Annotated in this window: 21 protein-coding genes; 14 read left to right on the plus strand and 7 right to left on the minus strand. The window is 73.9% G+C overall.

The features are described from left to right. Positions 1–141: 141 nt before the first annotated feature. Positions 142–1,029, minus strand: coding sequence for an IniB N-terminal domain-containing protein (locus ACIA3K_RS07245; protein ID WP_396799653.1), 888 nt, complete (start codon positions 1,027–1,029; stop codon positions 142–144). 293 nt (positions 1,030–1,322) lie between these two features. On the opposite strand from ACIA3K_RS07245, the gene ACIA3K_RS07250 reads away from it, so the two are divergent. The 8 genes from ACIA3K_RS07250 to ACIA3K_RS07285 all read left to right on the plus strand — a co-directional run bounded on the left by ACIA3K_RS07250 (position 1,323) and on the right by ACIA3K_RS07285 (position 10,134). Beyond that, positions 1,323–2,594: an Hsp70 family protein gene (locus ACIA3K_RS07250; protein WP_396799654.1), complete on the plus strand. Its 1,272-nt coding sequence runs from the start codon at positions 1,323–1,325 to the stop codon at positions 2,592–2,594. 5 nt (positions 2,595–2,599) lie between these two features. Beyond that, on the plus strand, positions 2,600–5,167 hold the full coding sequence (locus ACIA3K_RS07255; RefSeq protein WP_396799655.1) for a LuxR C-terminal-related transcriptional regulator: 2,568 nt from the start codon (positions 2,600–2,602) through the stop codon (positions 5,165–5,167). A gap of 25 nt (positions 5,168–5,192) precedes the next feature. Next, the gene (locus ACIA3K_RS07260) at positions 5,193–7,169 is read left to right on the plus strand and encodes a nitrate- and nitrite sensing domain-containing protein (RefSeq protein ID WP_396799656.1); all 1,977 of its coding nucleotides are present in this window, start codon (positions 5,193–5,195) and stop codon (positions 7,167–7,169) included. Then, positions 7,166–7,615, plus strand: a complete 450-nt coding sequence (locus ACIA3K_RS07265; protein WP_396799657.1) for a roadblock/LC7 domain-containing protein — start codon at positions 7,166–7,168, stop codon at positions 7,613–7,615. Before ACIA3K_RS07260 ends, ACIA3K_RS07265 begins: the two co-directional genes overlap by 4 nt. Then, positions 7,593–7,973 carry a DUF742 domain-containing protein gene (locus ACIA3K_RS07270; protein ID WP_355050084.1) on the plus strand — a complete coding sequence of 127 codons (381 nt, stop codon included), beginning with the start codon at positions 7,593–7,595 and terminating at the stop codon, positions 7,971–7,973. Before ACIA3K_RS07265 ends, ACIA3K_RS07270 begins: the two co-directional genes overlap by 23 nt. 71 nt (positions 7,974–8,044) lie before the next feature. Next, positions 8,045–8,779, plus strand: a complete 735-nt coding sequence (locus ACIA3K_RS07275; RefSeq protein ID WP_396799658.1) for a cellulose binding domain-containing protein — start codon at positions 8,045–8,047, stop codon at positions 8,777–8,779. Between the two features lie 68 nt (positions 8,780–8,847). Further along, complete coding sequence (locus ACIA3K_RS07280) at positions 8,848–9,228, plus strand: YccF domain-containing protein (RefSeq protein ID WP_355050086.1); 381 nt, start codon at positions 8,848–8,850, stop codon at positions 9,226–9,228. Between the two features lie 108 nt (positions 9,229–9,336). Beyond that, positions 9,337–10,134, plus strand: a complete 798-nt coding sequence (locus ACIA3K_RS07285; protein WP_396799659.1) for an SAM-dependent methyltransferase — start codon at positions 9,337–9,339, stop codon at positions 10,132–10,134. Between the two features lie 33 nt (positions 10,135–10,167). Here ACIA3K_RS07285 and ACIA3K_RS07290 read toward each other — a convergent pair whose 3' ends face one another. Further along, positions 10,168–10,911 carry a cellulose binding domain-containing protein gene (locus tag ACIA3K_RS07290; protein ID WP_396799660.1) on the minus strand — a complete coding sequence of 248 codons (744 nt, stop codon included), beginning with the start codon at positions 10,909–10,911 and terminating at the stop codon, positions 10,168–10,170. Positions 10,912–11,265: 354 nt separating this feature from the next. Here ACIA3K_RS07290 and ACIA3K_RS07295 point away from each other — a divergent pair, with 354 nt between their 5' ends. Then, positions 11,266–12,333, plus strand: a complete 1,068-nt coding sequence (locus tag ACIA3K_RS07295; RefSeq protein WP_396799661.1) for a hypothetical protein — start codon at positions 11,266–11,268, stop codon at positions 12,331–12,333. Between the two features lie 95 nt (positions 12,334–12,428). Then, the gene (locus tag ACIA3K_RS07300; RefSeq protein WP_396799662.1) at positions 12,429–13,355 is read left to right on the plus strand and encodes an acetamidase/formamidase family protein; all 927 of its coding nucleotides are present in this window, start codon (positions 12,429–12,431) and stop codon (positions 13,353–13,355) included. 17 nt (positions 13,356–13,372) lie between these two features. Here the strand turns inward: ACIA3K_RS07300 and pdxY are convergent, their stop codons facing one another. From pdxY to ACIA3K_RS07320, 4 genes are all read right to left on the minus strand, one after another. After that, positions 13,373–14,224: a pyridoxal kinase PdxY gene (gene pdxY / locus ACIA3K_RS07305; protein WP_396799663.1), complete on the minus strand. Its 852-nt coding sequence runs from the start codon at positions 14,222–14,224 to the stop codon at positions 13,373–13,375. Between the two features lie 153 nt (positions 14,225–14,377). After that, positions 14,378–15,163, minus strand: a complete 786-nt coding sequence (locus ACIA3K_RS07310) for a S1 family peptidase (protein WP_396799664.1) — start codon at positions 15,161–15,163, stop codon at positions 14,378–14,380. A 208-nt stretch (positions 15,164–15,371) separates the two neighbouring features. Next, positions 15,372–15,515 (minus strand): hypothetical protein, encoded by a 144-nt coding sequence (locus ACIA3K_RS07315; RefSeq protein ID WP_396799665.1) that lies wholly within the window; start codon positions 15,513–15,515, stop codon positions 15,372–15,374. A 144-nt stretch (positions 15,516–15,659) separates the two neighbouring features. Beyond that, positions 15,660–16,601, minus strand: coding sequence for a hypothetical protein (locus ACIA3K_RS07320; protein ID WP_396799666.1), 942 nt, complete (start codon positions 16,599–16,601; stop codon positions 15,660–15,662). Positions 16,602–16,880: 279 nt separating this feature from the next. Here ACIA3K_RS07320 and ACIA3K_RS07325 point away from each other — a divergent pair, with 279 nt between their 5' ends. Together ACIA3K_RS07325 and ACIA3K_RS07330 are read left to right on the plus strand one after the other, a co-directional pair. After that, positions 16,881–17,861, plus strand: coding sequence for an ATP-binding cassette domain-containing protein (locus ACIA3K_RS07325; RefSeq protein ID WP_396799667.1), 981 nt, complete (start codon positions 16,881–16,883; stop codon positions 17,859–17,861). Next, entirely contained in the window at positions 17,858–18,685 is an 828-nt protein-coding gene (locus ACIA3K_RS07330; RefSeq protein WP_396799668.1) for an ABC transporter permease, read from the plus strand. The genes ACIA3K_RS07325 and ACIA3K_RS07330 overlap by 4 nt, the downstream gene beginning before the upstream one ends. Here the strand turns inward: ACIA3K_RS07330 and ACIA3K_RS07335 are convergent. Next, the gene (locus ACIA3K_RS07335) at positions 18,667–21,864 is read right to left on the minus strand and encodes an AfsR/SARP family transcriptional regulator (RefSeq protein WP_396799669.1); all 3,198 of its coding nucleotides are present in this window, start codon (positions 21,862–21,864) and stop codon (positions 18,667–18,669) included. The genes ACIA3K_RS07330 and ACIA3K_RS07335 overlap by 19 nt on opposite strands. A gap of 151 nt (positions 21,865–22,015) precedes the next feature. Between ACIA3K_RS07335 and ACIA3K_RS07340 the strand changes: the two genes are divergently transcribed. Then, positions 22,016–23,467 carry an SDR family NAD(P)-dependent oxidoreductase gene (locus ACIA3K_RS07340; RefSeq protein ID WP_396799670.1) on the plus strand — a complete coding sequence of 484 codons (1,452 nt, stop codon included), beginning with the start codon at positions 22,016–22,018 and terminating at the stop codon, positions 23,465–23,467. Positions 23,468–23,484: 17 nt separating this feature from the next. Beyond that, a complete protein-coding gene (locus tag ACIA3K_RS07345; protein ID WP_396799671.1) occupies positions 23,485–23,961 on the plus strand; it encodes a heme-degrading domain-containing protein in 477 nt (158 codons plus the stop codon). The last annotated feature ends 34 nt before the right edge of the window (positions 23,962–23,995 follow it).

Consider the following 23,995-nt stretch of genomic DNA (forward strand, 5'->3'; position numbering starts at 1 on the left):
TCACGCCCCCCCCAACACCCCCCACACACCCCACCATGGTGGTTTTTGCCGCAACTATACCCATCGGGGGCCGCTACCCAACCGGCCTGCGCCGTGGTGGCCCCCCGCCCCCCGGCCCCCCGCTTCCGACGGAAAATCCCGTCAGAGCAGACCGCCGGTGATGCCCAGCAACCCGTGGTCCGACGAGGCGGGCCCCCCGTCGTGCGAGTCGCCGGTCACACCGTCGGTGAGCCCACCCGTGACGCTACCGACCGTGCCGGTGACCCCGGGAAGGAGACTGTCCACGTGGTGCGTGACACCGCCCACCACGGACGGAACGTCCACCGGCGGCACCACGCCACCGACGGCGCCCTCGCCGAGGCCCAGGCCACCCAGGGTGTCGTGGACGCCGAGAGAGCCGACGATGCCGTCGACCTGACCGTGCACGCCGGAGAGGACGCCACCGGTCACGTCACCGCCGAGCACCGGGTCGGTGACGCCGAGCACGCCGGTCGGGTCCCCGACCGTGCCGGTCGCGCCGCCGAGCACCGGGTCGACGATGCCGTCGACCGGCTGCACCACGTCCGCGTCGAGCGTGTGCGCCACGTCGGCCACCCCGGTCAGGTCGGTGTCGAGGCCGCTCGGCCCGACACCCAGGCCGATACCCGGCAGCACGCTCACCCCGGCGGCGACGGTCGACGGGTCGACCGCGATGGCGCCGAGCACACCGGCCTTGACGTCCACACCGGACGGCGAGCTGGTGACGCTGATCTGCTGCGCCACGCTCTGCAACTGACCGACCACGTCGGTGGCGTCGGTCACCAGCGGGTCGAAGCCGAGCTGCCCGACCACCGGGGTCAGCGGCGCGAGGCCCGCGCCCGGCGCGTAGTCGACCACCAGCGGCACCACGTCCTGCACGTCGGCGGCGGTGATGTCGCTGAGCCCTGCGGCGTGCAGCGCGCCCTCCGGGTCGAGGTCGAACGCCGACCGCGCGTCGGGGTTGGTCAGCAGGTCGAGCACGAAGTCGTGGAGGGTCTGTTGCGAGTCCATGTGCCGGTTCTCCTCGGATTGGCATCGGCCGTCGTTCGTCGAGAGGAACGCTATGGCCGGGGGCGGCCCCGGACATCGGGGCTGCGCCCGCAACCGATCACGCCGCGTTAGGGCATTCGCCGGCTCCCCCGTTAGGGGGACTGGGGGAAACCGTCCCGGTCAGATTAGGGTGCCGACCACGCAGTGATCTCTGGTACGAACGTAGGGGCCCGCGGGTTTCGCCGGGGGTGGGTCGCCGGACAGCGCCGACGCCATCGCCATCAGCCGGCCACTCGCGGAAAGAGAAGAGACGGATGCCGTACGTCCTGGGGATAGACATCGGAAGCACCAACACCGCCGCCGCGGTCGCTCGGCGCGACGGCCGCACCTGGACGCGTCCGGAGGCTGTCCCGCTGAACGCCGGCTCGCCGCTCGTACCGTCGGTGCTGCACCTGGCCGAGGACGGCGCGCTGCACATCGGCGGGCCCGCCACCGACGACGGCAGTCGTACCACCAGGGATTTCGTTCGCCGCATCGGTGACGACGTGCCCCTGCTGCTCGGTGGCGAGGCGTGCGCGCCGCAGACGCTCACGGCGGAGTTGGCGGCGTGGGTGGTGGAACAGGTGCATGCCGCGGAAGGCGGCCGGGCCGAGGCGGTGGTGCTCAGTCACCCGGCCAGCTGGCGGCCGTACCGGCGGGAGCTGCTGCGCCGGGCGCTCGTCGACCTCGGGCTGCGCACGGTGACGCTACTCCCCCGCACGGTCACGGTCGCGGAGAGTCACGCGGCGCGTGGCTTCGCGGGCACCACGGCGGCCGTCTACGCGTTGGGCGGCGCCAGTTTCGAGGCGGCCCTGGTCCGGCGCACCCCGCGCGGCACCTACGAGAGCTTCGGCACGCCACAGGGTCTCGACCCGATCGGCGGAGCCGACTTCGACGAGCTGCTGGCCAGCCACGTCCGTACCGTGCTGTCCCGGGAGCTGGCCGCCATCGGGCGGCGGGACCACCACGCGGCCCTGCGTGGCCTTCCGGCCGAGTGTGACCGGGTCAAGCGGGCGCTGACCGTCGAGCCGGCCGCCGACGTGGTGTTGAGCCTGCCGACCGGTCCGGCGCGGATACCGGTGACCCGCGCGCAGTTCGAGGCGATGATCCGCCCCACCGTGCAGGCCACCGTGGACCTCCTGCTGCGCACCGTGCACGGTGCCGGCCTGACGCCGACGCAGCTCGACGGCGTCCTGTTGGCCGGCGGCTCGACCCGCATCCCGCTGGTCACCGAGCTGATCAGCACAGCGCTCAAGGTGCCGGTCGAGGTCGAGCCCGACGCGCAGCTCACCGCCGCCACCGGAGCGGCGAGCGCGGCCTGCCAGGTGGTGTCACCCCGACCGCGCCCTGGTCCCCCGGTCCCGGTCCGCGATCCGGCGCCGGTCCCGGGTGGCGGCCGGGCGAGCCTCCCGGCCCTGCGGCGGCCCCGGGACCACGCCACCGACCCGGGCGAACCGCCACCCCGACCGCCGGTCCGGATCCTGCCCCTTGACCTGCCGAAGGCGTCCCGCCTGGCACTGACGCTCAGCCGGGGACGCGAAGGATGACCACAATGATCATGAACGACCTCGCCGACTCCCGACTGGTGCTGGGCCGGGCGCCCAGGGCCCTGCTGGACAGGGTCGCCGACGATCCGGCCGCGCCGCTCAGCATCGGCCTGGCCGGCCCCGCCGGGCACGGCAAGACCGCCCTGCTCGTCGAGCTGACGCGCATCCAGCAACGGGCCGGCGTCACCGTGCGCACGGGCGTACCCGGGCCCGGCGAGCCCGTCGACCCGGACGACCTGATCCTGGTCGACGACGCGCACCTGCTCGACGACGAGCGGATCGGCGTGCTGCTGCGCCTGGTCGCCACCCGCCGGCACCGGCTGGTCGTCGCCCACCGCCCCTGGCCCCGGTCGGCGGCCCTCACCGAGCTGGTCGACACGCTGCGCCGCGACGGGCAGGCCGTACTGCTCGGGCCGTTCAACCGGGAGCAGACCGGGGCCTGCGTCGCCGCCGTCCCCGAGTTGACCCCGCGTGCCGAACTCGTCGACTTCGTACACACGCAGACCGGGGGCGTCCCCCGCGACGTCGAGCGGCTCACCCGCGGCCTGCGCGCGGCACCGAGCCTGACCACCGCCCCGACCGAGCCGCCCCGGACCGTCGTCCTCGAGTTCGCGCCGGAGCTGGAGATCCAGCCCACCCCCGTACGACGACTGTTGCTCGCGGTCGCGGCCGGCGTACCGCTGCCGGTGGCCATGCTCGGCCCGCTCCTGGATCAGGAGCCGGAGGCGGTCGACGAGCTGATCGCCACGACCCGGGCGGCCGGCCTGATCGGCGCGGACGGCCGGCTCACCCCGCTGGTCCGCCGGGCGGTCACCACGCTCAGCCCGGCCACCGAGCGCAGCGCCCTCTGGCGACGCCTCACCGAGTTGCAGCTCGCCCGGGGCGGCCCGGTGCTACCGCTGGTCCGCTCGCTGCTCGCGGTGGGTGTCCTCGGCGACTGTCCGGCCCCGACACTCGCCGCGGCGGCGCAGGAGGCGCTCGCCGACGAGCCGGCCTTCGCCGCCGAGCTGTTCGCCGCCGCGACCGCGGCCGGGCACCCGACCGGCGCCCGGCAGGCTCTCGCGGCCGCGCTCGCCGGTGACCTCGACGACGCGCTGCGCCTGGCGGACCGGCTGCTGACCACCGCCGACCCGGCGGTCCGCGCCGAGGCGGCCGCGGTGGCCGCGACCGCGCTGGCACACCGGGGCCACGCCGGCCGCAGCGTCGAGCTGTACCGGTGGTCGGGCACCGCCTCGTCGGTGGCGTTCGCCGCCGTGGGCGGGTTCGCCATCGGCGACCTGACCGCCGCCGGGTCGCGCGTGGACGAGCCCGCCGGCGCACCGCCCACCCTGCACGCCAGCGCCGCCCGGCTGATGGCCGACGGCGTACGCGAGGGCGTCACCGGCACGCCGAGCGCGGCGCTCTCCGCGCTCGTGCAGTCCGCCGCCCTGTTGGAGCCGGACGGTCGGGCGGTCCTGCTGCCGGACAGTCCGGCCGCGCTGGCCGCGCTGACCGCCGTGCACTGTGGCGAGCTGGACATCGCCGAGCGGGTCCTGCACCGCGCGCAGGCCGGCGGTGTGGGCGGCCCGCTGATGGCCCGTCGGCACCGGCTGTTGCAGGCCTGGATCCTCATGGTCCGAGGTCAGACGCTCGCGGCCGCCGAGCGCCTCGCCACGGTCACCGCCGACGAACGCCCGTTGGAATCCCGCGACCTGCTCTTCGCCGCCGCGCTGCGGATGGGCATCGCCCGGCGCACCAGCGACCTCGGCGCGCTCAAGCGGGGGTGGGGCCAGGCGCTGGAGGCGGTGGTCCGCCACGGGGTCGACCTGTTCACGCTGCTGCCGCTGGGCGAACTTGCCATCGCGGGCGCGCGGCTCGGTGACGTGGCCCGGTTGGCGCCCTACCTGCGGGAGGGCGCCGCGCTGCTCGACCGACTCGGCACCCCGACCCTGTGGAGCGTCCCGCTGCACTGGAGCGGCCTGCACGCCGCCATCCTGACCGGCGAGCCGACGTCCGCCGACGACCACGTCGCCGCCCTGCTCGCCGCCGCCGAGCACAGCCGCTACGCCGGTGTGGTCGCCGCGGCCGCCGAGAGCTGGGTCGAGGTGCTACGTGGTGTGGTCGACCCGGTGCGGGTCGAGGCCGCCGCCCGGGGCCTGCACGACACCGGGCTGTGCTGGGACGGCGCCCGCCTCGCCGGGCAGGCCGCGATCCGCACCGCGGACCGACGGGCGATGACCACCCTGCTCGAGTGCGCCCGGGTGCTCCAGGGGCGGCCGGCCGGCGCGACCGGTGGGCAGCGCCCGAGCGACGGCGCGACCGCCACGCCCGTCGCCGCCGCCGGCCCCACCCAGCAGGGGCTGAGCGACCGCGAGTACGAGGTGGCCGAGCTGGTGTTGGCCGGGCTGACCTACCGGGAGATCGGTGACCGGCTCTTCATCTCGGCCAAGACCGTGGAGCACCACGTGGCGCGCATGCGCAACAGGCTGCACTGCGCCAACCGGGCGGAGCTGCTGGCGTTGCTGCGGACGATGGTCGCCGACCGGGCCAGCGACGCCGCCGGGCAGCCGTGGCCGCAGCGGTCGGCCCGATGAGCCGGCGCACCGGACGGAGCGCCACGTGACACGCGCACGGCGATCGGGGGTCCGGCTCGTCGCGACGGCGGCGGTGCTGCTCACGTTGTGGTCGTACGCGGCCTGGCTCACCGGCCAGGACGCCGCCGACCTGCTGCGGGTGCGGGCCCTGGCCGACACCCTGGGTCAGCCCATCGACCGGCTGGTCCTGAGCCTGCAGACCGAGCGTCGGGCGACCGCCGAGACGCTGGCCGACGCCGCGCCCGCGCGGGCCACGCTGGCCGGGGCGCGGGCGGCGACCGACGCGGCGGCGGCGCAGGTCCGGGCCTTCGGGAACGGACACGACCTGCGCCTGCTCAGCGCGGGCGCGGTCCGCGACCGGGCCGATACCCTGATCCGGAGGCTGAACGGGCTGGGGGCGATCCGGTCCCGGGTGGACGACAGGCAGCTCGACCAGGCGGGCGCGGTCGACGGGTACGACCAGCTCGTCGACGCCGCCTTCGACGTGTACGGACCGGAGTGGGGCGCGCACGAGAGCAGGCTGGCGGTCGACACCCGCGCGGTGATCGCGCTGGCCCGTGCCCGTGAGCTGCTGGCCCGGGAGGACACCCTGGTCACGGCGGCCGTTCTGAGCGGTCGGCTGAGCGTCGAGGAGCGCCGCCGGCTGGTCGAGCTGGTGGCCGTCCAGCGGTACGCCCGGGCCGAGGCGACGGGCGGTCTGCCGGCCGGCGGCCACAGCGCGTACCAGCGGCTCGTGGCGGGCCCCGAGTTCGCGGGCCTGCTCGCCGTGGAGGACACGCTGCTGCGCACGGACCGGGCCGACGCGCTGCGCGGGGTCAGCGCGCAGGAGTGGCGCGCGGCGGCGGACCCCGCCCTCGGCGCGCTGCACGAGCTGGTGACGACGACCGCCCGCGCGAGCGTCGAACGGGCCACACCCGGCGCCGCGGTGATCGTGGGGCGGACCGGCCTGGTGGTGGGTCTCGGGCTGATCGCCGTACTCGCGGTGCTGCTGGGCTGGGCCAGGGCCGTACGCCGCGGGCCCGGGCACGATGCCCCGCCGGTCGCCGATCAGCCTCGGTCGGAACCGCCGACCGCGCCCGGCGACAATCTGGCGCCGGTTGCCGAGAACGGCGGCGATCAGCAGGGCGGCGGGCCGGCGCGGGAACGTCGCGCGACCGACCTGTTCCTGGGGATCACCCGGCGCAACCAGGCCCTGCTGCGCGACCAGCTCGACCTGCTCGACGCGATGCAGCGGCGGGAACACGACGCCGCGGAGGCCGACGAGCTGTTCCAGCTCGACCATCTCACCACCCGCATCCGCCGCAACGTGGAAAAGGTGATCACCCTCGCCGGGGCGCGGCCCGCGCGCCGCTGGCGACGCCCGGTCCCCCTGCTCGACGTGACGCGCGGCGCGGTCGCCGAGGTGCCGGAATACCACCGGGTCCTGGTGGCGCCGCACTGGCCGTGGTCGCTCGCCGGCCCCGCCGTCACGGACGTCGTGCACCTGCTCGCCGAGTTGATCGAGAACGCCCTGACCTTCTCGACCACCGACACCACGGTCCGGGTCACCGGCGAGCACCGGCCGCACGGCTGCGCGATCGTGGTGGTCGACGACGGCCCCGGCCTCGACGCCGCCGCGCTCGACGAGGCGAACCGCCTGCTCGCCAGCCCGCCGAGCGACCCCCCGAGCAACGCCGGAGGGCTGTACGCGGTCGCGCTGCTGGCCGCCCGGTGCGGCGCCCGGGTCGTCCTGCGGCCCAGCCGACGCGGCGGAACGGCGGCCATCGTGCACCTGCCGGCCGAGCTGGTCACCGTGACGGGCGGGCCGGACGCGACGTCGCCGGGGCCCGCGTACCGGCCGATGCCCGGGGCGGTCGAGGTGCCCGACGCGAGGCCGGCGGGCAGCGCCGACGGGCTGCCGATGCGGATCCGCCAATCCGGGCCGACCGTGCCCGGTCCCGGCAACGCCGGCCCCGAGACCGTCGAGCTGCCGATCACGAGAACAACGAGGAGACATCGATGACGCACGCAGTGGTCACCGAGGACAGCCTGACCGGTGCGCTGGACCGCCTGGTGGACCGGGTACGCGGTGCGGAGTTCGCCGTGGTGCTCTCCCCGGACGGGCTTCCGCTCGGCGGTTCCCAGCAGGTGGAGGCGAAGCTGGCCGAACAGATCTCCGGGATCGTCGCCGGCCTGTTGGCGCTGGGACTGGCCGCCACCCGGACCTGCGACGCGGGCGGGCTGCGTCAGATCGTGGTGCAGATGTCGCGGGCGTTCCTCTTCGTCGCCACCATCTCGAACGGGACCATCCTGACCGTGCGGATCTCCGGCGACGAGGTCGAGGTGGGCGACATGGCGTACGAGGTCGCGCTCTTCGTCGGGCAGGCCGAACGGCACCTGCCGATCCGCCTGGAGACCGCCGCCGCGGCGAGGAGCGGAGATTCTGGTGCCCAGCGCCGGATCCGCTGACGAGGCGTGGTACGACGACGACGCCGGCCCGGTCGCCCGTCCGTACACGATGACCGGTGGGCGTACGACGCCGGAGCGCGGCCGGTTCGACCTGATCTCACTGGTCGTCGCGCGGCGGTCGGCGACGTCGCCCACGTCGCTCTTCCCCGAACAGGCGCGGATCGTCGAGCTGTGTCACCATCCAGTGTCGGTGGCTGAGGTCAGCGCCGAGCTGGATCTGCCCCTCGGCACCGTTCGGGTCCTCCTCGGTGACCTGCTGGGGGCGGGGTTGGTCGAGACGCACGAACCGCCGTCGCTGTCGGAGCTGCCGTCGCAGGAGCTGCTCGAGTCGATACTCGTCGGGCTGCGCGCCCTGTGACCGCTCGGGTGCCACCGCGACCCGGCGGTCGCGGGCGGGCTTCCGGCGACGAAGTGAAGGGGAGAAAGGCAGTGCCGGCAACACCGCCGCAGCCACGGCGTACTGTGGCGATCATCCTGCTGGACCGGATCGTGGCCGCCGCCGCAGCCGTACGGCGGGTGGTCACCGGCCAGGCCGACGTGTCGCGGGCCACCTGGGTCGCCGTATTCGCGGCGCTCGGGGTGGTGGTGGCGACGGTGGTCTCGATCGTCAGCGTGGTGCGTACCCCGGAGCAGCTCGCGCCGGTGACCCTGGACGCGCCCCCGTCGGTGGACCAGTTGGGAACGCCGGGCCCCGGTACGCCCCGGGGGCAGGCACAGCCGGCCGCCACCAGCCCGACCACCGTGGGGTCGCCCTCGGCCAGCGCCGCGCGGCCACCCGTCGAGCCACCGTCCAGCGCGCCGGCCGTGACCCCGTCGTCGGCCTCGCCGACCCCGGCGGCCCTCGCCGCCGACTTCGTCATCGAGGACACGGCGCTGCTCAGCTACGGCGCGAGCGTGACGATCAACAATCCGGGGCCGGTGCCGGCGACGCGGTGGACGCTGACCATCACGCTGCCCCGGGAGTCGCTGCGGGTCAGCGCGGTCGAGGGCGCGCGGGCCAGCCAGGACGGCGCGGTGTGGACGTTCGTGCCGGACGGCAGCGTGGGGCAGGTGCCGGGCAGCGCCTCGACGCGGGTGACCTTCCGGGTCAACGGCGCTGCGGTCGGCGCGACGCCGACGGCGTGCACGATCGACGGGACCGCGTGCGGCGGCCTGTCGAACTGAGCCCCGCCCGCCGGGTCGATCCCGACGGCGGTCCGGACCCGGTGGCGAGCATCGCTCATGCTGAAGGGGTGATTCGCTTCGTCCTGAACGTCCTGTGGCTCATCTTCGGCGGTGGCCTCGTGCTGGCGATCGGCTACGGCTTCGCCGCGCTGATCTGCTTCCTGCTGGTCGTCACCATCCCGTTCGGCGTCGCCGCGCTGCGCCTCGCCGTCTACTCGCTGTGGCCCTTCGGCCGCACGCTGGTGCCCAAACCGGGCGCGGGCGTCGGCTCCGGGCTGGCGAACGTGCTCTGGGTGGTGCTGGCCGGTTGGTGGCTGGCCCTGTCCCACATCCTCGCCGGCATCGCGCTCTGCGTGACGATCATCGGGATCCCCTTCGGCATCGCCAACTTCAAGCTCGTCCCGGCCGCCTTCTGGCCGCTGGGCCGGGAGGTCGTCGAAGCGCCGTGACACGTCGGCGGGTCGCCCGTCCCGGTGGCGGGCGACCCGGTCGGGGCCAGCGGTGTCGATAGTGGACAATTCGTTTCACCCCGACGGACCCCTCGATAGGAGCCTGGCATGGCCGGCCCGGATGCCGAACTCACCGCGACGCTTCAGCCCGACGTGCCGCACGCGGCGCGGATCTGGAACTACTGGATGGGCGGCAAGGACAACTTCCAGTCCGACCGGGCGGCCGGTGACGCGGTCGCCGAGGTCTACCCGGAGATCGTCCTGATGGCGCAGCAGTCCCGCCGCTTCCTGGTCCGGGCGGTCCGTTACCTGGCCGCCGAGGCGGGCATCCGGCAGTTCCTGGACATCGGCACCGGCCTGCCGACCATGCAGAACACCCACGCGGTCGCCCAGGGCGTCACGCCCGACGCGCGGATCGTCTACGTCGACAACGACCCGATGGTTCTCGTGCACGCCCGCGCGCTGCTGGCCAGCACGACCGTCCAGGGTGTCACGACGTACATGCCGGCCGACTACCACGACCCGGAGGCCATCCTCGCCGAGGCGGCGCGGACGCTCGACTTCGACCAGCCGATTGCCGTCATGTTCATGGGCGTGCTGGGGTACGAGCCGGATCTGGAGGTGGTGCGCTCGATCGTCGATCGGACGATGGGCGCGACCGCGTCCGGCAGCCACCTGGTGCTCTGGGACGGCACCAACACCAGCCCGCAGGTCGTCTCCGGCGCGCAGCGGCTGGCCGAGAACGGCGGCGTCCCGTACATCCTGCGCAGCCCGGAGGATCTCGCCGGCTGCTTCTCCGGGCTGACGATGGTGGAGCCCGGTCTCGTGCCGATCCCGCTGTGGCGGCCGGACGAGGCCGACGCCCGGGGTATCGACGCCTACGGCGCGGTGGCCCGCAAGCCCTGACGCGACGCCGACCCCCGGGTACGTCGCCCGGGATCAGCGCGCGCAGGTCAGCGTCAGCCCGGCCGGCGGCGCGCTGGCCGTCGCGAGCAGACCGAACGTCGTCGACCCATCCGGCGCCAGCGTCCCGTTGTACGGTGCGTTGCGCACCACCACATCGGCGCCGGCCGGGTCGACGACACCGCCCCACACCGCCTGGATCCGCTCGTCGCCGGCCCAGCGCCACGACACGCGCCACTGGTCCAATGGTTGCGTGCCGACGTTGCGGACCGTCACCGTGGCGACGAATCCGGTGCCCCAGCGCGAGTCGATGGTGGCGGTCGCCCGGCAGGACGTCAGCGCGGCGGTCCGACCGCTGCCCCCGTAGTAGGGCTCCCACCGGTCTTCGGAGTCGCGGAACCCGTACCAGTACTCGCTGTCGGGGGTCAGCCGGTCGAAGGTGACGGTCCCGTCGCGCTCGGCGGAGACCAGCTCGCCCACCGGGTTCCGCCACGCGTAGGCGTCGTCGCGGCTGGCGAAGAGTCCGACCGTGATCGGCGGCCGGTAGCCGCACGGCGGGCTGAGCACGATGTAGTAGGCGATGGTCAGGCTGGTGGTGGTGGCCGCGGACACCCGACCGCCGATGGGCAGTGCCGGCGGGCAGACCGGAGTGGGTGTCGGCGCTGCCGTGACCGATGCCGTGGGTGCCGGCGCCGCCTGGGCGACGCCGGTCGTCGCGGCCCGGCCGGTCGTGGCGGTGGTCAGGGCGATGGTCGTGAGAGCCAGGACGATGCGACGCATCCGTACCTCCGAGAAGCCGTCGCCGTCGCGGCCACGGATGGGCGGCCGACCGTACGGGTCCGGACCTGCGCGGCGGCCGCCCGACGGCGATCGGCATGCGGCCGCTGACGGGGACTGCCCGGGCGCGGGTGGTGAAGCCCACCTCGCGCGTCCCCGACTCCGGAGCAGAGATCGACCACGCCGGCTCCCGAGCGCGGCCGAACCACAGCATTGCATTCGACGAGTGTCGATACAAGCGGACTGTCGCGAGCCCGTCGGACGCCCGCCGCCTTCCCGTCGCCGCGAGGACACGCGCCGGAATTCCGGATCGACGATCATCCATAGTGGTAGGTCACTTCGACGCGGGAGCACACCATGCGCGACAGGAGCAACACCAACCGACGGGTGACGAGGGCACTGACGGCGGCGGCCACCGCGCTGGCGCTGACGCTCACCCCGCTCACCACGCCGTCACCCGCAACCGCCGCGGTCAGCCGTGCCGAGCTGGCCCTGCGCTGGGCACCCATCCACTATCAGGACGTCGACGCCACCGGCACACACGCCCTGGGCGGCCAGAGCGACTACGTCACCGCCGTGGACTTCGACGGCGACCTGAACGGACGCAACAACTGGGACCGCGTCGGCACGTCCGGAACGTCGCTCGCCGCGCACGTGTACTACTCCGTCGTGGAGACGAGCACGCACTGGTACCTCACGTACCTGTTCTTCCACCCCCGGGACTGGACCGACCACCCGTTCTTCGAGACCGAGCACGAGAACGACGGCGAGGGCGTCCTCTTCGCGATCGAGCGGGACGGCTCCGCGTACGGCGTCCTGCGCGGGGCGGTCACCGTCGCGCACAGCGACTTCTACTCGTACACCCCGGTCGGCAGCACCTGGACCAGCGGCCGGGAGAGCGTCGACGGCACCCTGCAGTTCCAGTCCTCGCCGCACGACTCCTTCCCGCACCCGGTCACCGCCCAGGAGGCGCAGGGCCACGGACTGAAGGCGTACCCGCAGTACGCCATCAACGGCGACGGCCTGGTCTACTACCCGTCCACGGTGGCCGAGACGCCGGAGAGCGGCGACGACCGCAACGTCCGCTACCAGCTCGTCGACATGTTCGCCACCGGCGGCCTGTGGGCGCAGCGGACCAACACGAACCTCTTCGCCAGCCTGGGCACCTTCGCCGGGGACACCTCCGGCGACTGCGGCGTCGGCACCTGGAGCTGCTCGGCGAACTCCGCGAACGCCCCCTGGGGCTGGGACGACGGTAACGACGTACCCGCCCGTGGCGAACTGGCCAGCGACCCGGCGAAGCTGTCGGTCGAGTACTTCACCGTCCCGGCCGGGTTGGCGCGCAGCTACAGCTACAACCCGTACGCCACCGCCGCCAAGGCACTGGCCGAGGCTGCCCGCACGGCGCCGCCGACCGTCGACTGACCCGATCCGGGCAGGGTGCGCGGCCGACCCGTTCGGCCGCGCACCCACGCCCACCGGCGGTCGCGCCACACCGGATCGAGACGTAGCCTGCGCAGATGCGACACACCCTCGCACCCGACGACAAGACCCTGCACGGGCACTTCTCCCCCGACCTCGCGCCGGTGCTCACCATCGACTCCGGCGACACCGTCACCTACCGAACCCTGGACTGCTGGTGGTCGGCCGGCCCGTACCCCGGCGGCGCGAACCGGGACCGCCCCCGGGTCCCGCAGCGCCGACCCGAGGACGGGCACGCGCTCGTCGGGCCGGTCGCCGTCCGCGGCGCTCGTGCCGGCCAGACCCTCGCGGTACGCATCGACGCGATCGTCCCGGGCACGTGGGGTACGACGGTGGCGGGCGGGTGGCCGAGCGTCTTCAACGAGCGCTACGACGTCGAGTCGACACAGGTGGTGCACGCCTGGGAGCTGGACCCGGCGACGATGACCGGCCGCAACCAGCACGGCCACACGGTGGCGTTGCGTCCCTTCATGGGGGTGCTCGGCATGCCGCCGGCGGAACCGGGACGGCACTCCACCACCCCGCCGCGCGAGTGCGGCGGCAACCTGGACTGCAAGGACCTGACCGCCGGGACCACGCTGTTGCTGCCGATCACGGTCGACGGAGCCTTGTTCTCGGTCGGGGACGGGCACGCCGCCCAGGGCGACGGCGAGGTGGGCGGCACGGCGATCGAGTGCCCGATGGACGAGGTGACGCTGACCTTCGACGTCCGCGACGACTTCCCGGTCACCGGACCGGCGGCCCGTACCGCCGACGCCTGGCTGACGCTGGGCGTGGGAGCGTCCCTCGACGAGGCGACGTTCCGCGCCCTGGAGGCGATGATGACCCTGCTGCAACGGCTGCACGGCGTCAGCCGGCCGGACGCGGTGGCGCTGGCCAGCGTCGTCGTCGACGTACGGGTGACCCAGATCGTCAACCAGACCGTGGGCGCGCACGCGGTGCTGCGCGACGACGCGCTGAGCTGAGCCAACCCGGTCCGACGTCAGCGCAGCCGGCGGGCCGTGAACCGGGCCGGCGGCTCGGCGATCGCGTCCTGCGCGGCGATCAGCTGGATCTCCCGGGTGCCCGCCGCGAGGGTCGCTTCGAGGACGGTGAAGACCGAGGAGACGGTGCGCTCCAGCGCGGTGGCCGGTGAGCCGGTGGTCGACAGGTGCGCCAGGTACAGCGCCGCGGTGACGTCGCCGCCGCCGTTCGGGTTGATCGGCAGCAGCGGGGTGGTGACCGCCCAGGCGCCCTCGTCGGAGACCGCCACCACCTCCAGCGAACCCGCCGGCACGTCGTCGTGCAGCACGCTCGTCACCAGGGCGTGCCTCGGCCCGGTGGCGCGGACGACGTCGACCGCCTCCAGCACCTGGGCGAGGGTCGTGGTCGTACGGCCGGCGAGGAAGTCCAGCTCGAAGTGGTTCGGCGTGATGATGTCGGCGCGCGGCACGACGGTGTCGCGCAGGTACTCCGGGATGCCGGGCCGGACGAACATCCCCCGGCCGACGTCGCCCATCACCGGGTCGCAGCAGTACACGGCGGCCGGGTTGGCGGCCTTGACCTGGGCGACGGCGTCCAGGATCACGGCGCCCATCGCCGGGTCGCCCTGGTATCCGGACAGCACCGCGTCGGCGCTGCCGAGAACGCCCCGGTCGGCGATGCCCGCGATCACCTCGGCCACGTCGGCGGCCGCCAGCAACGGGCCGCGCCACGCGCCGTACCCGGTGTGGTTGGAGAAGTGGACGGTCAACACCGGCCACACCTCGTGCCCGAGACGCTGGAGGGGGAAGACGGCGGCCGAGTTGCCGACGTGGCCGTAGGCGACCGACGACTGGATGGACAGGATCTGCACGGACCCATCATGGCCGCCCCGTCCGCCCCGGGACGCGCGGCCACCGATTCTGTCGGCTGGCCCACTGCGGTTCGCCCGGTCCGCCGGACGCCACACGGCACTTGAGGGCGGCCCGGACCGCCGAAATCCGGGCCGCCCCCTCGTGCCGCGCGGTCAGCCGCCGAGACTCGCCGCGGCCGAGGCGATCGACGAGGCGAAGTAGCTCACCTGGGTGTAGACGCCCGGGTAGTTGGGTCGGGCGCAGCCGTTGCCCCAGCTGACGATGCCGACCTGGACCCAGGCGTTGGCGGCGTCACGACGGAACATCGGGCCGCCCGAGTCGCCCTGGCAGGTGTCCGTGCCGCCGCTGGCGTAGCCGGCGCAGATCTCCTCGGCGGGGATGAGGTCGCCTCCGTAGTTGGAGTTGCAGGTGGAGTCGCTGACGAACGGCACGGTGGCCTTGAGCAGGTACCGCTGCTGTGCGCCACCCTCGCGCGCCGCGCCCCAGCCGGCGACGGTGAAGGTGCCGCTGTCGTACGCGGTCGTGGTGGCGATCTTCAACGTGCTCAGCCCGGTGACGGGGGTGGCCAGCCGGATCAGCGCCCAGTCCTTGCCGTTGCCGTTGTAGCCGGGCGCGCGGTAGACGTAGTTGGACCGGACGGTGATCCGGCTGGACGACTGGAGGTCGACCACCCCGAGGGTCGCGGTGATGCTGGTGTTGGTGCCGGTCGCGCCCACGCAGTGCGCGGCGGTGAGCACCAGCCGGGAGCTGTAGAGGGCCCCGCCGCAGCCCATCGAGAGCCGCACCATGAACGGGAACTCGCCCTGGGCGGCGCGGGTGCCGCCGACCACGTTCGGCGTGACGGGGTTGTCGGCCGCGGCGGCAGGCGCCGCGAGGGTGAGGCTGGCCGCGGTCAGCGCGGCGGCTACCAGGCCGGTGAGGGTACGCCAGCGAACCATGCATTCCTCCGCTTCGGGACGGCACACCTTGTGGGCGCACCTGATCGATAGCGGCAATCGTATTGATGGAAATGGATGTTGCGGGTCATCCCCTCTGGGTCGTACCTCGGGGTTATGGAGCGCCAGGGCCTGTTTCATAAGGACTGGCCGGCCTGCGGCGGGCCCGGACGACGACCGGCGGCGTTGCGGTTTCGTCCGGATACAACACCTAGACGTCGCGGTCCCGCCGACGGCGACTCCCACGGGCGGCGCCGATCGCCATGAGGCTGACCACCGCGGCGGCCAGTTGCAGCACCGCGCCGAGCAGGTCGACCAGGCTGGAGAGGGCGGTAGCGTCGGGGACAAGGTCCATCGCGGCCTCCGGGTTTCGACCCCCACCATCCGCGCCTTGCGGAGGGCTTCCCCCGGGCCCACGGACATCGACGGGCGCCACCGTCATTATGGCAGCGGCCGGCGAGCGCACCAACCCCGGATTCCGAGGCGGTGAACCGACGGCTCACCGTGGGACGGACTCCTGCCCGGCCAGCACCACCAGATCGTCGGCCGGGACGGACACGGGGGCCGTCGCGCCATCGGGCCAGACGAGGTAGCCCACCGGTGGCCCCGCCGACCCCCACCGCGCCCCGACGATCGTGGCGAGGCGCGCGTCGTCCGCCCCCGCGACACGTCGTACCCGGGTGCCCGGGGCATGCCCGTCGTCGGCCACGATGAGCAGCGCGTCGAGGATCTGTCCCACGCCGGCGGCCGGCAGTCCCGGCACGTACAGCTCGGCCGCGGAGCCGAGGCGCGGCGTCATCATCGTGCGTAGCAGCGCGGCCTGGCGGACCGCCGCGTGGCGGAGCTGCCCGTCGCCGCCGGCCTCGACGACGGCCAACGCCTCCTCGATCGCCGACCAGAGCCGCGTCGGCGTCTCCTCGAGCAGCCGGCGGGCCTCCCGGTCGACATCGGCGCACGCCGTGTCGACCGCCGTGTCCTCGCCCAGCTCCGCGATCCAGGCGACGTCCCCCACCTCGGGCAGCAGTCCCGGCGACTCGGCCGCGACCACGAGGTACAGCATGGCGAGCAACTCCTGCCGACCCTCGCCGTGGTAGAGCCGACCGACGCCGGAGCCGGCTGGCCCGCGGCTGGGCGGGAAACGTTCGACGAGGTGCGCGGCGCGGCCCTCCGGCAGCGTCGCCGCGCGGCGCGTGTCGGCCACCCGCTCGGCGAACGAGCGCCGTTCGCGGTGGTCGACGAGGGCCTGACGGTACGGGTCGACGCTGGTCGGATAGATCGTCCGGCCGTACGTGGCGAGGGTTTTGCCGGGCTTCAGACCGGCCGAGTCGAGTTGCCGGGCAGCCACCGCGCAGCCGACGCCGGTGCGGGCCGCCTGCTCCCGGATGGCGCGCCGGCGGGCGCGGCCCGCGACGGGGGAACGGCGGGACGGGTGATCGGACATGACGCCTCCGGTGCAGCCCCACGCGCTCCACGGAGCGGGCGACGTGACCGGCACGCCGAGAATCGACACGACCGCGCGGAGTCGGTGACTCTTGGCCCCAGGTATGTGGTCGGGCGTGGGCCACCACATCGGGCGCGGGCAGGCGCTCTGCCGCCGCCAGCATATCGCGACGCCCGCGCCCACGGCCGCCCTCGCGACGGCACCGGTGTCAGCCCGCGTCGGCGGGGCTGTCAGCGGCGTGTCGGAGCCGTGTCAGGTGCGCCGCGCACGCTGGTCGGCATGACAAGCGATCTGGTGATCGAGGCCGAGGGCCTCGTCAAGACCTTCGGAAAGACGAGGGCGCTGCAGGGCGTGGACCTCGCCGTACCCCGGGGGACGGTGCTCGGGGTGCTCGGCCCCAACGGCGCCGGCAAGACCACGGCCGTCCGCATCCTCTCCACCCTGCTGACCCCGGACGCCGGAAGCGCCCGCATCGGCGGCTTCGACGTCGTCCGCGACGCCGGGCGGGTCCGGCAGCGGATCGGCCTCACCGGCCAGTACGCCTCGGTCGACGAGGACCTGACCGGGCGGCAGAACCTGGAGCTGTTCGGCACCCTGCTGGACCTCGGTCGCGCCGGTGCCCGGCGGCGGGCCACCGAACTGCTCGAGTGGTTCGACCTGACCGACGCCGCGAACCGGCCCGCCAAGACGTACTCCGGGGGTATGCGGCGACGGCTCGACCTGGCCGCGAGCCTCGTGGGCTCGCCGGAAGTGATCTTCCTGGACGAGCCGACGACCGGGCTGGACCCGGCCAAACGCGAGGACATGTGGGACGTGGTCCGATCGCTGGTGACCAACGGCTCGACGGTGCTGCTCACCACGCAGTACCTGGAGGAGGCCGACGCGCTGGCCGACGCGATCACGGTGATCGACCACGGCCGGGTCATCGCGCACGACACGCCCGACGGGCTCAAGCGGATCGTCGGCGGGCAGACCCTCGAGGTCCGGCCGACCGACCCGGGGCAGCTCCCCCGAACCGCGGCGATCCTGACCGAGGTCGGCTCGGGCGGGCAGGCCGACGAGATCCGCAGGGGCGTCCTCGCCGTGCCGGTCACCGACGACACGGCGCTGACCGAGAGCGTCGCGCGCCTGGCCTCCGCCGGCATCGCCGTCACCGAACTCTCCCTGCACCTGCCCAGCCTCGACGAGGTGTTCTTCACCCTCACCGGGCGTACGGCATCCGAGGACGACACCACTTCGCGTACGGAGGTAGCGGCATGAGCACCCTGTTGGGCGCACCACCCACGACGGGTCCGGCGCTGTCGACGGCAGCGGTGAACCCGCGACCGTTCCGACTGGTGCGGCACTCGCTGGCGCTCGCCAAGCGCAGCCTCATCAAGACCTGGCGTACGCCCGAGGCGCTGATCGACGTCACGCTGCAACCGGTGCTGTTCCTGGTCATCTTCGTCTACATCTTCGGCGGGGCGGTCGCCGGCTCCACCCATGACTACCTGCAGTTCCTGCTGCCGGGCATCCTGGCGCAGACCATCGCGACCGGGGCGATCGCGATCGGCGTGAACCTCAACACCGACATCGCCAAGGGCATCTTCGACCGGTTCCGGTCACTGCCGGTCCCCCGCTCCGCACCGCTTGTCGGCGCGGTCCTCGGCGACGTCGTCCGGTACGTCATCGTCACGGTCTCGACCCTCGCGATCGGCTACCTGATGGGCTTCCGGATCGACACCGACCCGTTCCGGGCGATCGCCGGCTGCGTGCTCGCGGTGCTGTTCGCGCTCTGCCTGAGCTGGCTGCCGGTCTGGGTGTCGATGAAGGTGCGTACCCCGGGTGCCGTGCAGGGCCTGATGTTCGCCCTGATCATGCCGCTGAGCTTCGGGTCGAACGTGTTCGTCGGCACCGACACCCTGCCCGGCTGGATGCAGGCCTTCGTGAAGGTCAACCCGATGACCCACCTGGTGGCCTCGGTCCGCGGACTGTTCCTCGGCACCCCGCTCGACGCGCACGTGTGGTGGACCCTCGCCTGGTGCGCCGGCTTCGTGGCGGTGTTCATGCCGATGGCGCTGCGCGCCTACCGCCGCAAGGTCTGACCCAGGTCGTCCATCAGCTCGGCGATCCGGTTGACGGCGGCGGCCACCGGCCGGGCGCGCCACGCGGCCAGCGACGACTCGCGCTGCTCCTCGTCCCCGAGGGCGGTGTCGAGTCGTTCCGCGCGTCCGGCCGGGAAGAATGTCTCCATGTGCGTGCCGAGCCGTCGCGCGAGGGCGAACAGCTCGCGGGCTGCGCCAACCTCGTCCCGGTACGCGGCGAGTTCCGCGCCGCCCGACGCCCATGACCCGATCACCGGAAGATCCCGCGAGCTCAACGCGTCGTCGCGGGAGAGCGCGAGCAACGCGGCGGCCTGGGCGACGGCCACGGCGGCGTCGCCCGGCGCCCGCCGCGCGTCGGCCACCCGCAGATGCAGCACGGCCACCGAGGACCGGATCATCACGCGCGGCTGCGGCGGTGGCCCCGTCCATCCGACGAGCGTGCGGATCACCTCGTCGGCGAGCGCGAGCGCCTCGTCGTAGCGTCCACGCTGCCAGGCGAGATGCGCCAGACCGAGCAGCGCCTGCGCGACATCCACCTGCTCGGCCTGGCCCAGTCCGGCCGTCTCGCCGAGTCGCCGCTCCGCGTCCGCGTCACCGGCGATGGCGAGCTGCACGTCCAGCCGGACCCGGATCGAGCGGGCGTCCTGCTGGGCGCCGATCAACTCCATGTGGCGGACGCTGCGCGCCAGCCACTCGGCCGAGCGGGCGTCCCCGCCAGGAAGCAGGAGCTGCCCGACGGCGCCCGCCGCCATCGCCATGGCCCAGTGGTCGCCGGCCAGCTCGAAACGGTGGTACGCCTGCTCGGCGTCGTCGGCCAACACCGGTCCCAGGCCGTTGTTCTCCCGGACCGCCCCGCGCGCGAACAGCCCGAACCCCTGCACGTACGGGTCGGGGTGCGCGATCATCTCGGCCGCGCTCTTCAGGCTCCGCTCGGGGTCGGAGTCGTCGAAGCCGGGCAGGGCCGAGGCCAGCGCGGCCAGCCGTGGCGAGACCTCGGCGGACCGCTGGGCCAGCAGCGTCCGCAGGGCCCGCCGAGCGAGCACGGCGAGTCGCAGATCGGCGCTGATGCCGGCGTTCACCCCGATCAGCAGGCACGTCCAGGCGAGCCGGTCGCCGTCGGGCAGCGGGCGGCCGCTGGCCGGGCCACGCAGGATCGCCGACCGCTGCCGCCGCCGGGGCTCGTCGACGTGCAGCAGCGGGCGCGCCCACGCGAGGACCTCCAGGTGCAGGCCGCGCACCGTCCAGAGGTGCATGAGCGCGGTGGCGACGTCGACGACGGCCGGCTCGTCGTCCTGACCCAGCGCCCACCGCAGGCCCGCGACCAGGTTGTCCTGCTCGGCGGCGCAACGATCGAGCGCCTCCACCTGGTCGGGGCCGACGAAACGGTCGCTGAGCGCCACGGCCTCGTTCCGGCACCACCCCGCCAGGCCGGCCATCGCCGCGTCCCGGTCGCCGGACGCGCCGAGTCGGGCCTCGCCGTACTCGCGGACGGTCTCCAGCATCCGGTAGCGGGGTGGCCCGTCGGCCTCGACCAGGGTCAGCAGGGACTGTTCGACGAGCGTGGCGAGGCCACGACGGACGTCCGGCGTCCCGGCAACCGCGGCGGCGAGGTCGGCGGTGAACGGCGCGGGGATGACCGCGACCCGTTGCAGCAGCGCCCGGTCGTCGGGCGCGAGCAGCTCGCGGCTCCAGTCGACCATGGCCCACAGGCTCGCGTGGCGCTCCGGCAGACCCCGCAGCGCGTCGTCGAGCAGGGCGAACCGGTCGGTCAGCCCGGCGAGCACGTCGTCGATCGGCATGTGCCGCAGCCGCGCGGCGGCCAGTTCGAGGGCCAACGGCAGGTTGTCGAGCCGGTTGCACAGCGCGAGAGCCCGGGCGGTGTCCCAGGTCGGCACCGCGCCGCCGGCCCGTGCCCGGGACTCGACCAGCCCGAGCGCGTCGGAGTCCGGCAGGGCGGTCAGTCGGTGGACCCGCTCACCGGCCAGGCCCAGCGGGGCGCGACTGGTCGCGAGCACCGCCACCTCCGGGGAGACCACCGCGAGCAGATCGGCGACGACGGTGGCAACCGCGTCGAGGACGTGCTCGCAGTTGTCCAGCACGACCAGCCCGTCGAGGTCCGGCGCCAGAGCGCGCAACCGCTCCTCGGGGCTGAGCACCCGGCGTTCGAGGCCCAGGTTGCCGCCGGTGGACGAGGTGTCGGCGCCGCCGAGCGCCGCGAGCACGGTGGGCAGCACCTCGTCGGGCGAGCGCAGACCGGCCAGCTCGACCACCCGTACCCCCTGCCCGGCCGCCGCCGCGCGACGGGTGACCTCGGCGGCGAGGCGGGTCTTGCCCGCGCCGCCGGAGGCCACGATCGTCACCAGGGCCGACTCGTCGAGCGCCTCGTCCAGGGCCGCGACGTCCCGCTCGCGGCCCAGCAGGGCGGTCATCGGCCGACGCCACGCGGCGGGCAGGACGACGCGTGCCGGCGGACGGGGTGGCGCGACGACGGCCGGCTGGTTGAGTTCGCCGCGCAGCAGCGCGAGGTGGGCCTGTGTGACCACCGGGGACGGGTCGGTGCCGTAGCGGTCGGCAAGCTCGTCGCGGAGACGTTCGACCACCTCCAACGCCTCCGCCTCCCGCCCCTGTGCGGCAAGCACCCGGACCAGCAGGGCGGCGGACGGCTCGTCCGGGGGCGTCCGCGCGGCCAGCCGACGCAGGTCGGCCTCGTCGTACGGGCCCGCGCCGGCGAGCGCCGCCTCGGCGCGCAGCGCGGCGACGTCGGCGAACAGGCGCGCGTCGTCCGCGCCGGCGATCTCCGGCACCTCGGGAAACAGGGCGCGAGCCCGGTCCGCCGCGTCGCGGGCCGCGCGCGCGTCACCGGCCCGCAGCGCGACCCGACCGCTCTCGACGAGCGCCCGTGCCTCGACCGCGTCGACGGTCACCTCCTCGGCCGGCAGGCGGTAACCCCCCGGCACGGCCAACACGGGCAGCCCGAGACGACGTACGCGGGACACGAGCGCCTGCACCGCGCCGGTCGCGTCGTCCGGCGGGGCGCCATCCCAGACCGCGTCCACGAGCAGGCTGGTGGAGACCGCCCGACCGCGCGCGTCGACGAGCGCGCGGAGCACCGCGGCCAACCGCTCGCCCCGGACCGGCCGGCCGTCGACGGCGAGGGGACCGAGGATGGTGATCTGCACGGGACCAGCATCCCTCACGCGCACCACAGAGCCGTGCAGGGTGCCCGACGGCGCGAGGTGCGGCCGGGACGCCGCGGTGCGTACAGTTTCGGGTCGGACTTGGGGTGGGCCGGCGAAATCCGGCACAGGAAACGGGACGAGACAACGACGCATGACGGTGGACAACATTCCCGACAACGCCCAGGGCGGCATCGACCGGAACCGGCTGGAGACCTGCCTGAGCGTCTTCGAGGCGTTGGAGGCCCTTCCTCCCGACCACCCCGACGTGGTGCGGGTGCAGCGGGCCACCGCGAAGCTCTACAAGGTGATCAAGCAGCGGCGACGTGAGGAGCGGCGCGACGCCATCCTGGCGGCCGACCGCGCGGTGACGGAGGCCACGGCCACCGGCGCCCCGGGTCGGATCGACGACGAAACCCAGGGCATCCCGCTCGCCTCCCCCACCAGCGGCACGACGGCGGGGCTCCTGCACAACCCGCGCGGCTGCTACATCTGCAAGCAGCGCTACCGCGAGGTGGACGCCTTCTACCACCAGCTCTGCCCGTCCTGCGCCGCGCTGAACCGGGAGCGCCGGGACGCCCGTACCGACCTGACCGGTCGGCGCGCGCTGCTCACCGGCGGGCGCGCGAAGATCGGCATGTACATCGCGCTGCGGCTGCTACGTGACGGCGCGCACACGACGGTGACGACGCGGTTCCCGCACGACGCGGTCCGCCGGTTCGCCGCGATGCCCGACAGCGCGGACTGGCTGCACCGCCTGCGGATCGTCGGCATCGACCTGCGCGACCCGGCGCAGGTGATCGCCCTCGCCGACTCGGTCAGCAGCCAGGGCCCCCTCGACATCCTGATCAACAACGCGGCGCAGACGGTCCGCCGCTCGCCCGGGGCGTACGCCCAGCTCGTCGCCGCGGAGGCCGCGGCCCTGCCGGACGGTCCCCTGCCGGAGCTGATCACGTTCACCAAGCCGGCCGGCGCGGGTGGCGCGCTCACCACCGGCTCGGAGTCGCCGGCCCTCACCCCACACGCGCTCACCGCACTGGCGTTGACCAGTCGTTCCGCCTCGCCGGAGCGGATCGCGGCGTCCACCGCCATCGACGCCGGCGGTCTCGTGCCGGACCTCGACCCGGTCAACAGCTGGGTGCAGCGGGTGCAGGAGGTCGACCCGGTCGAGCTGCTGGAAGTGCAGTTGTGCAACGTGACCGCGCCGTTCGTGCTGGTCAGCCGGCTACGTCCGGCGATGGCCGCCGCGCCGGCCCGCCGCAAGTACGTGGTGAACGTCTCGGCGATGGAGGGGCAGTTCGGTCGCGGCTACAAGGGTCCGGGGCACCCGCACACCAACATGGCCAAGGCCGCGTTGAACATGCTGACCCGCACCAGCGCCCAGGAGATGCTGACCGACGGCATCCTGATGACCAGCGTCGACACGGGTTGGATCACCGACGAGCGGCCGCACCCGACGAAGATGCGCCTGGCTGACGAGGGGTTCCACGCCCCACTGGACCTGGTCGACGGCGCGGCCCGGGTGTACGACCCGATCGTCCGCGGCGAGCAGGGCGAGGACCTGTACGGCTGCTTCCTGAAGGACTACGCGCCGTGCGCCTGGTGAACGACGAGGAGAAACCGATGCCATCCGACCACGATTCCTGGCCGACCCTGGACGAGCTGCTCCGCGAGGAGGCGGAGCTGGAACGTACCGGCCTGTCCGAGACGGACGCGTACGAGCTGGGCATGCGCGCCGTGGCCGCCGCGAGCGAGCGGGCGCTGCCGGTCGCGGTGGGCGTGTGGCGGGCCGGGCGTCAGCTGTTCCACTGTGGCCTGCCCGGCTCCACGCAGGACAACGACGCCTGGCTGCGCCGCAAGGGCCGGGTGGTGATGCGCTTCGAGCACTCGTCGCTCTACGTGGCCCGGCTCTGCCAGGACAAGAACGTGACGCTGACCGAGCGCTACGGGCTGCCGGCCTCCCGGTACGCCGCCGCCGGGGGCGCGCTGCCGCTGCGGGTGCGCGGCACCGGCGTGGTGGGCTGGATGGGCGTCTCGGGGCTTCCGCAGTTGGACGACCACCGCTTCGTCGTCGACATCCTGCGGTCAGCCGCGCAGTAGTCGGCGAACCCGCCGCCCGTCAGACGCTGGACGG

The sequence above is a fragment of the Micromonospora sp. NPDC051543 genome (assembly GCF_044454415.1).
Lineage (GTDB): Bacteria > Actinomycetota > Actinomycetes > Mycobacteriales > Micromonosporaceae > Micromonospora.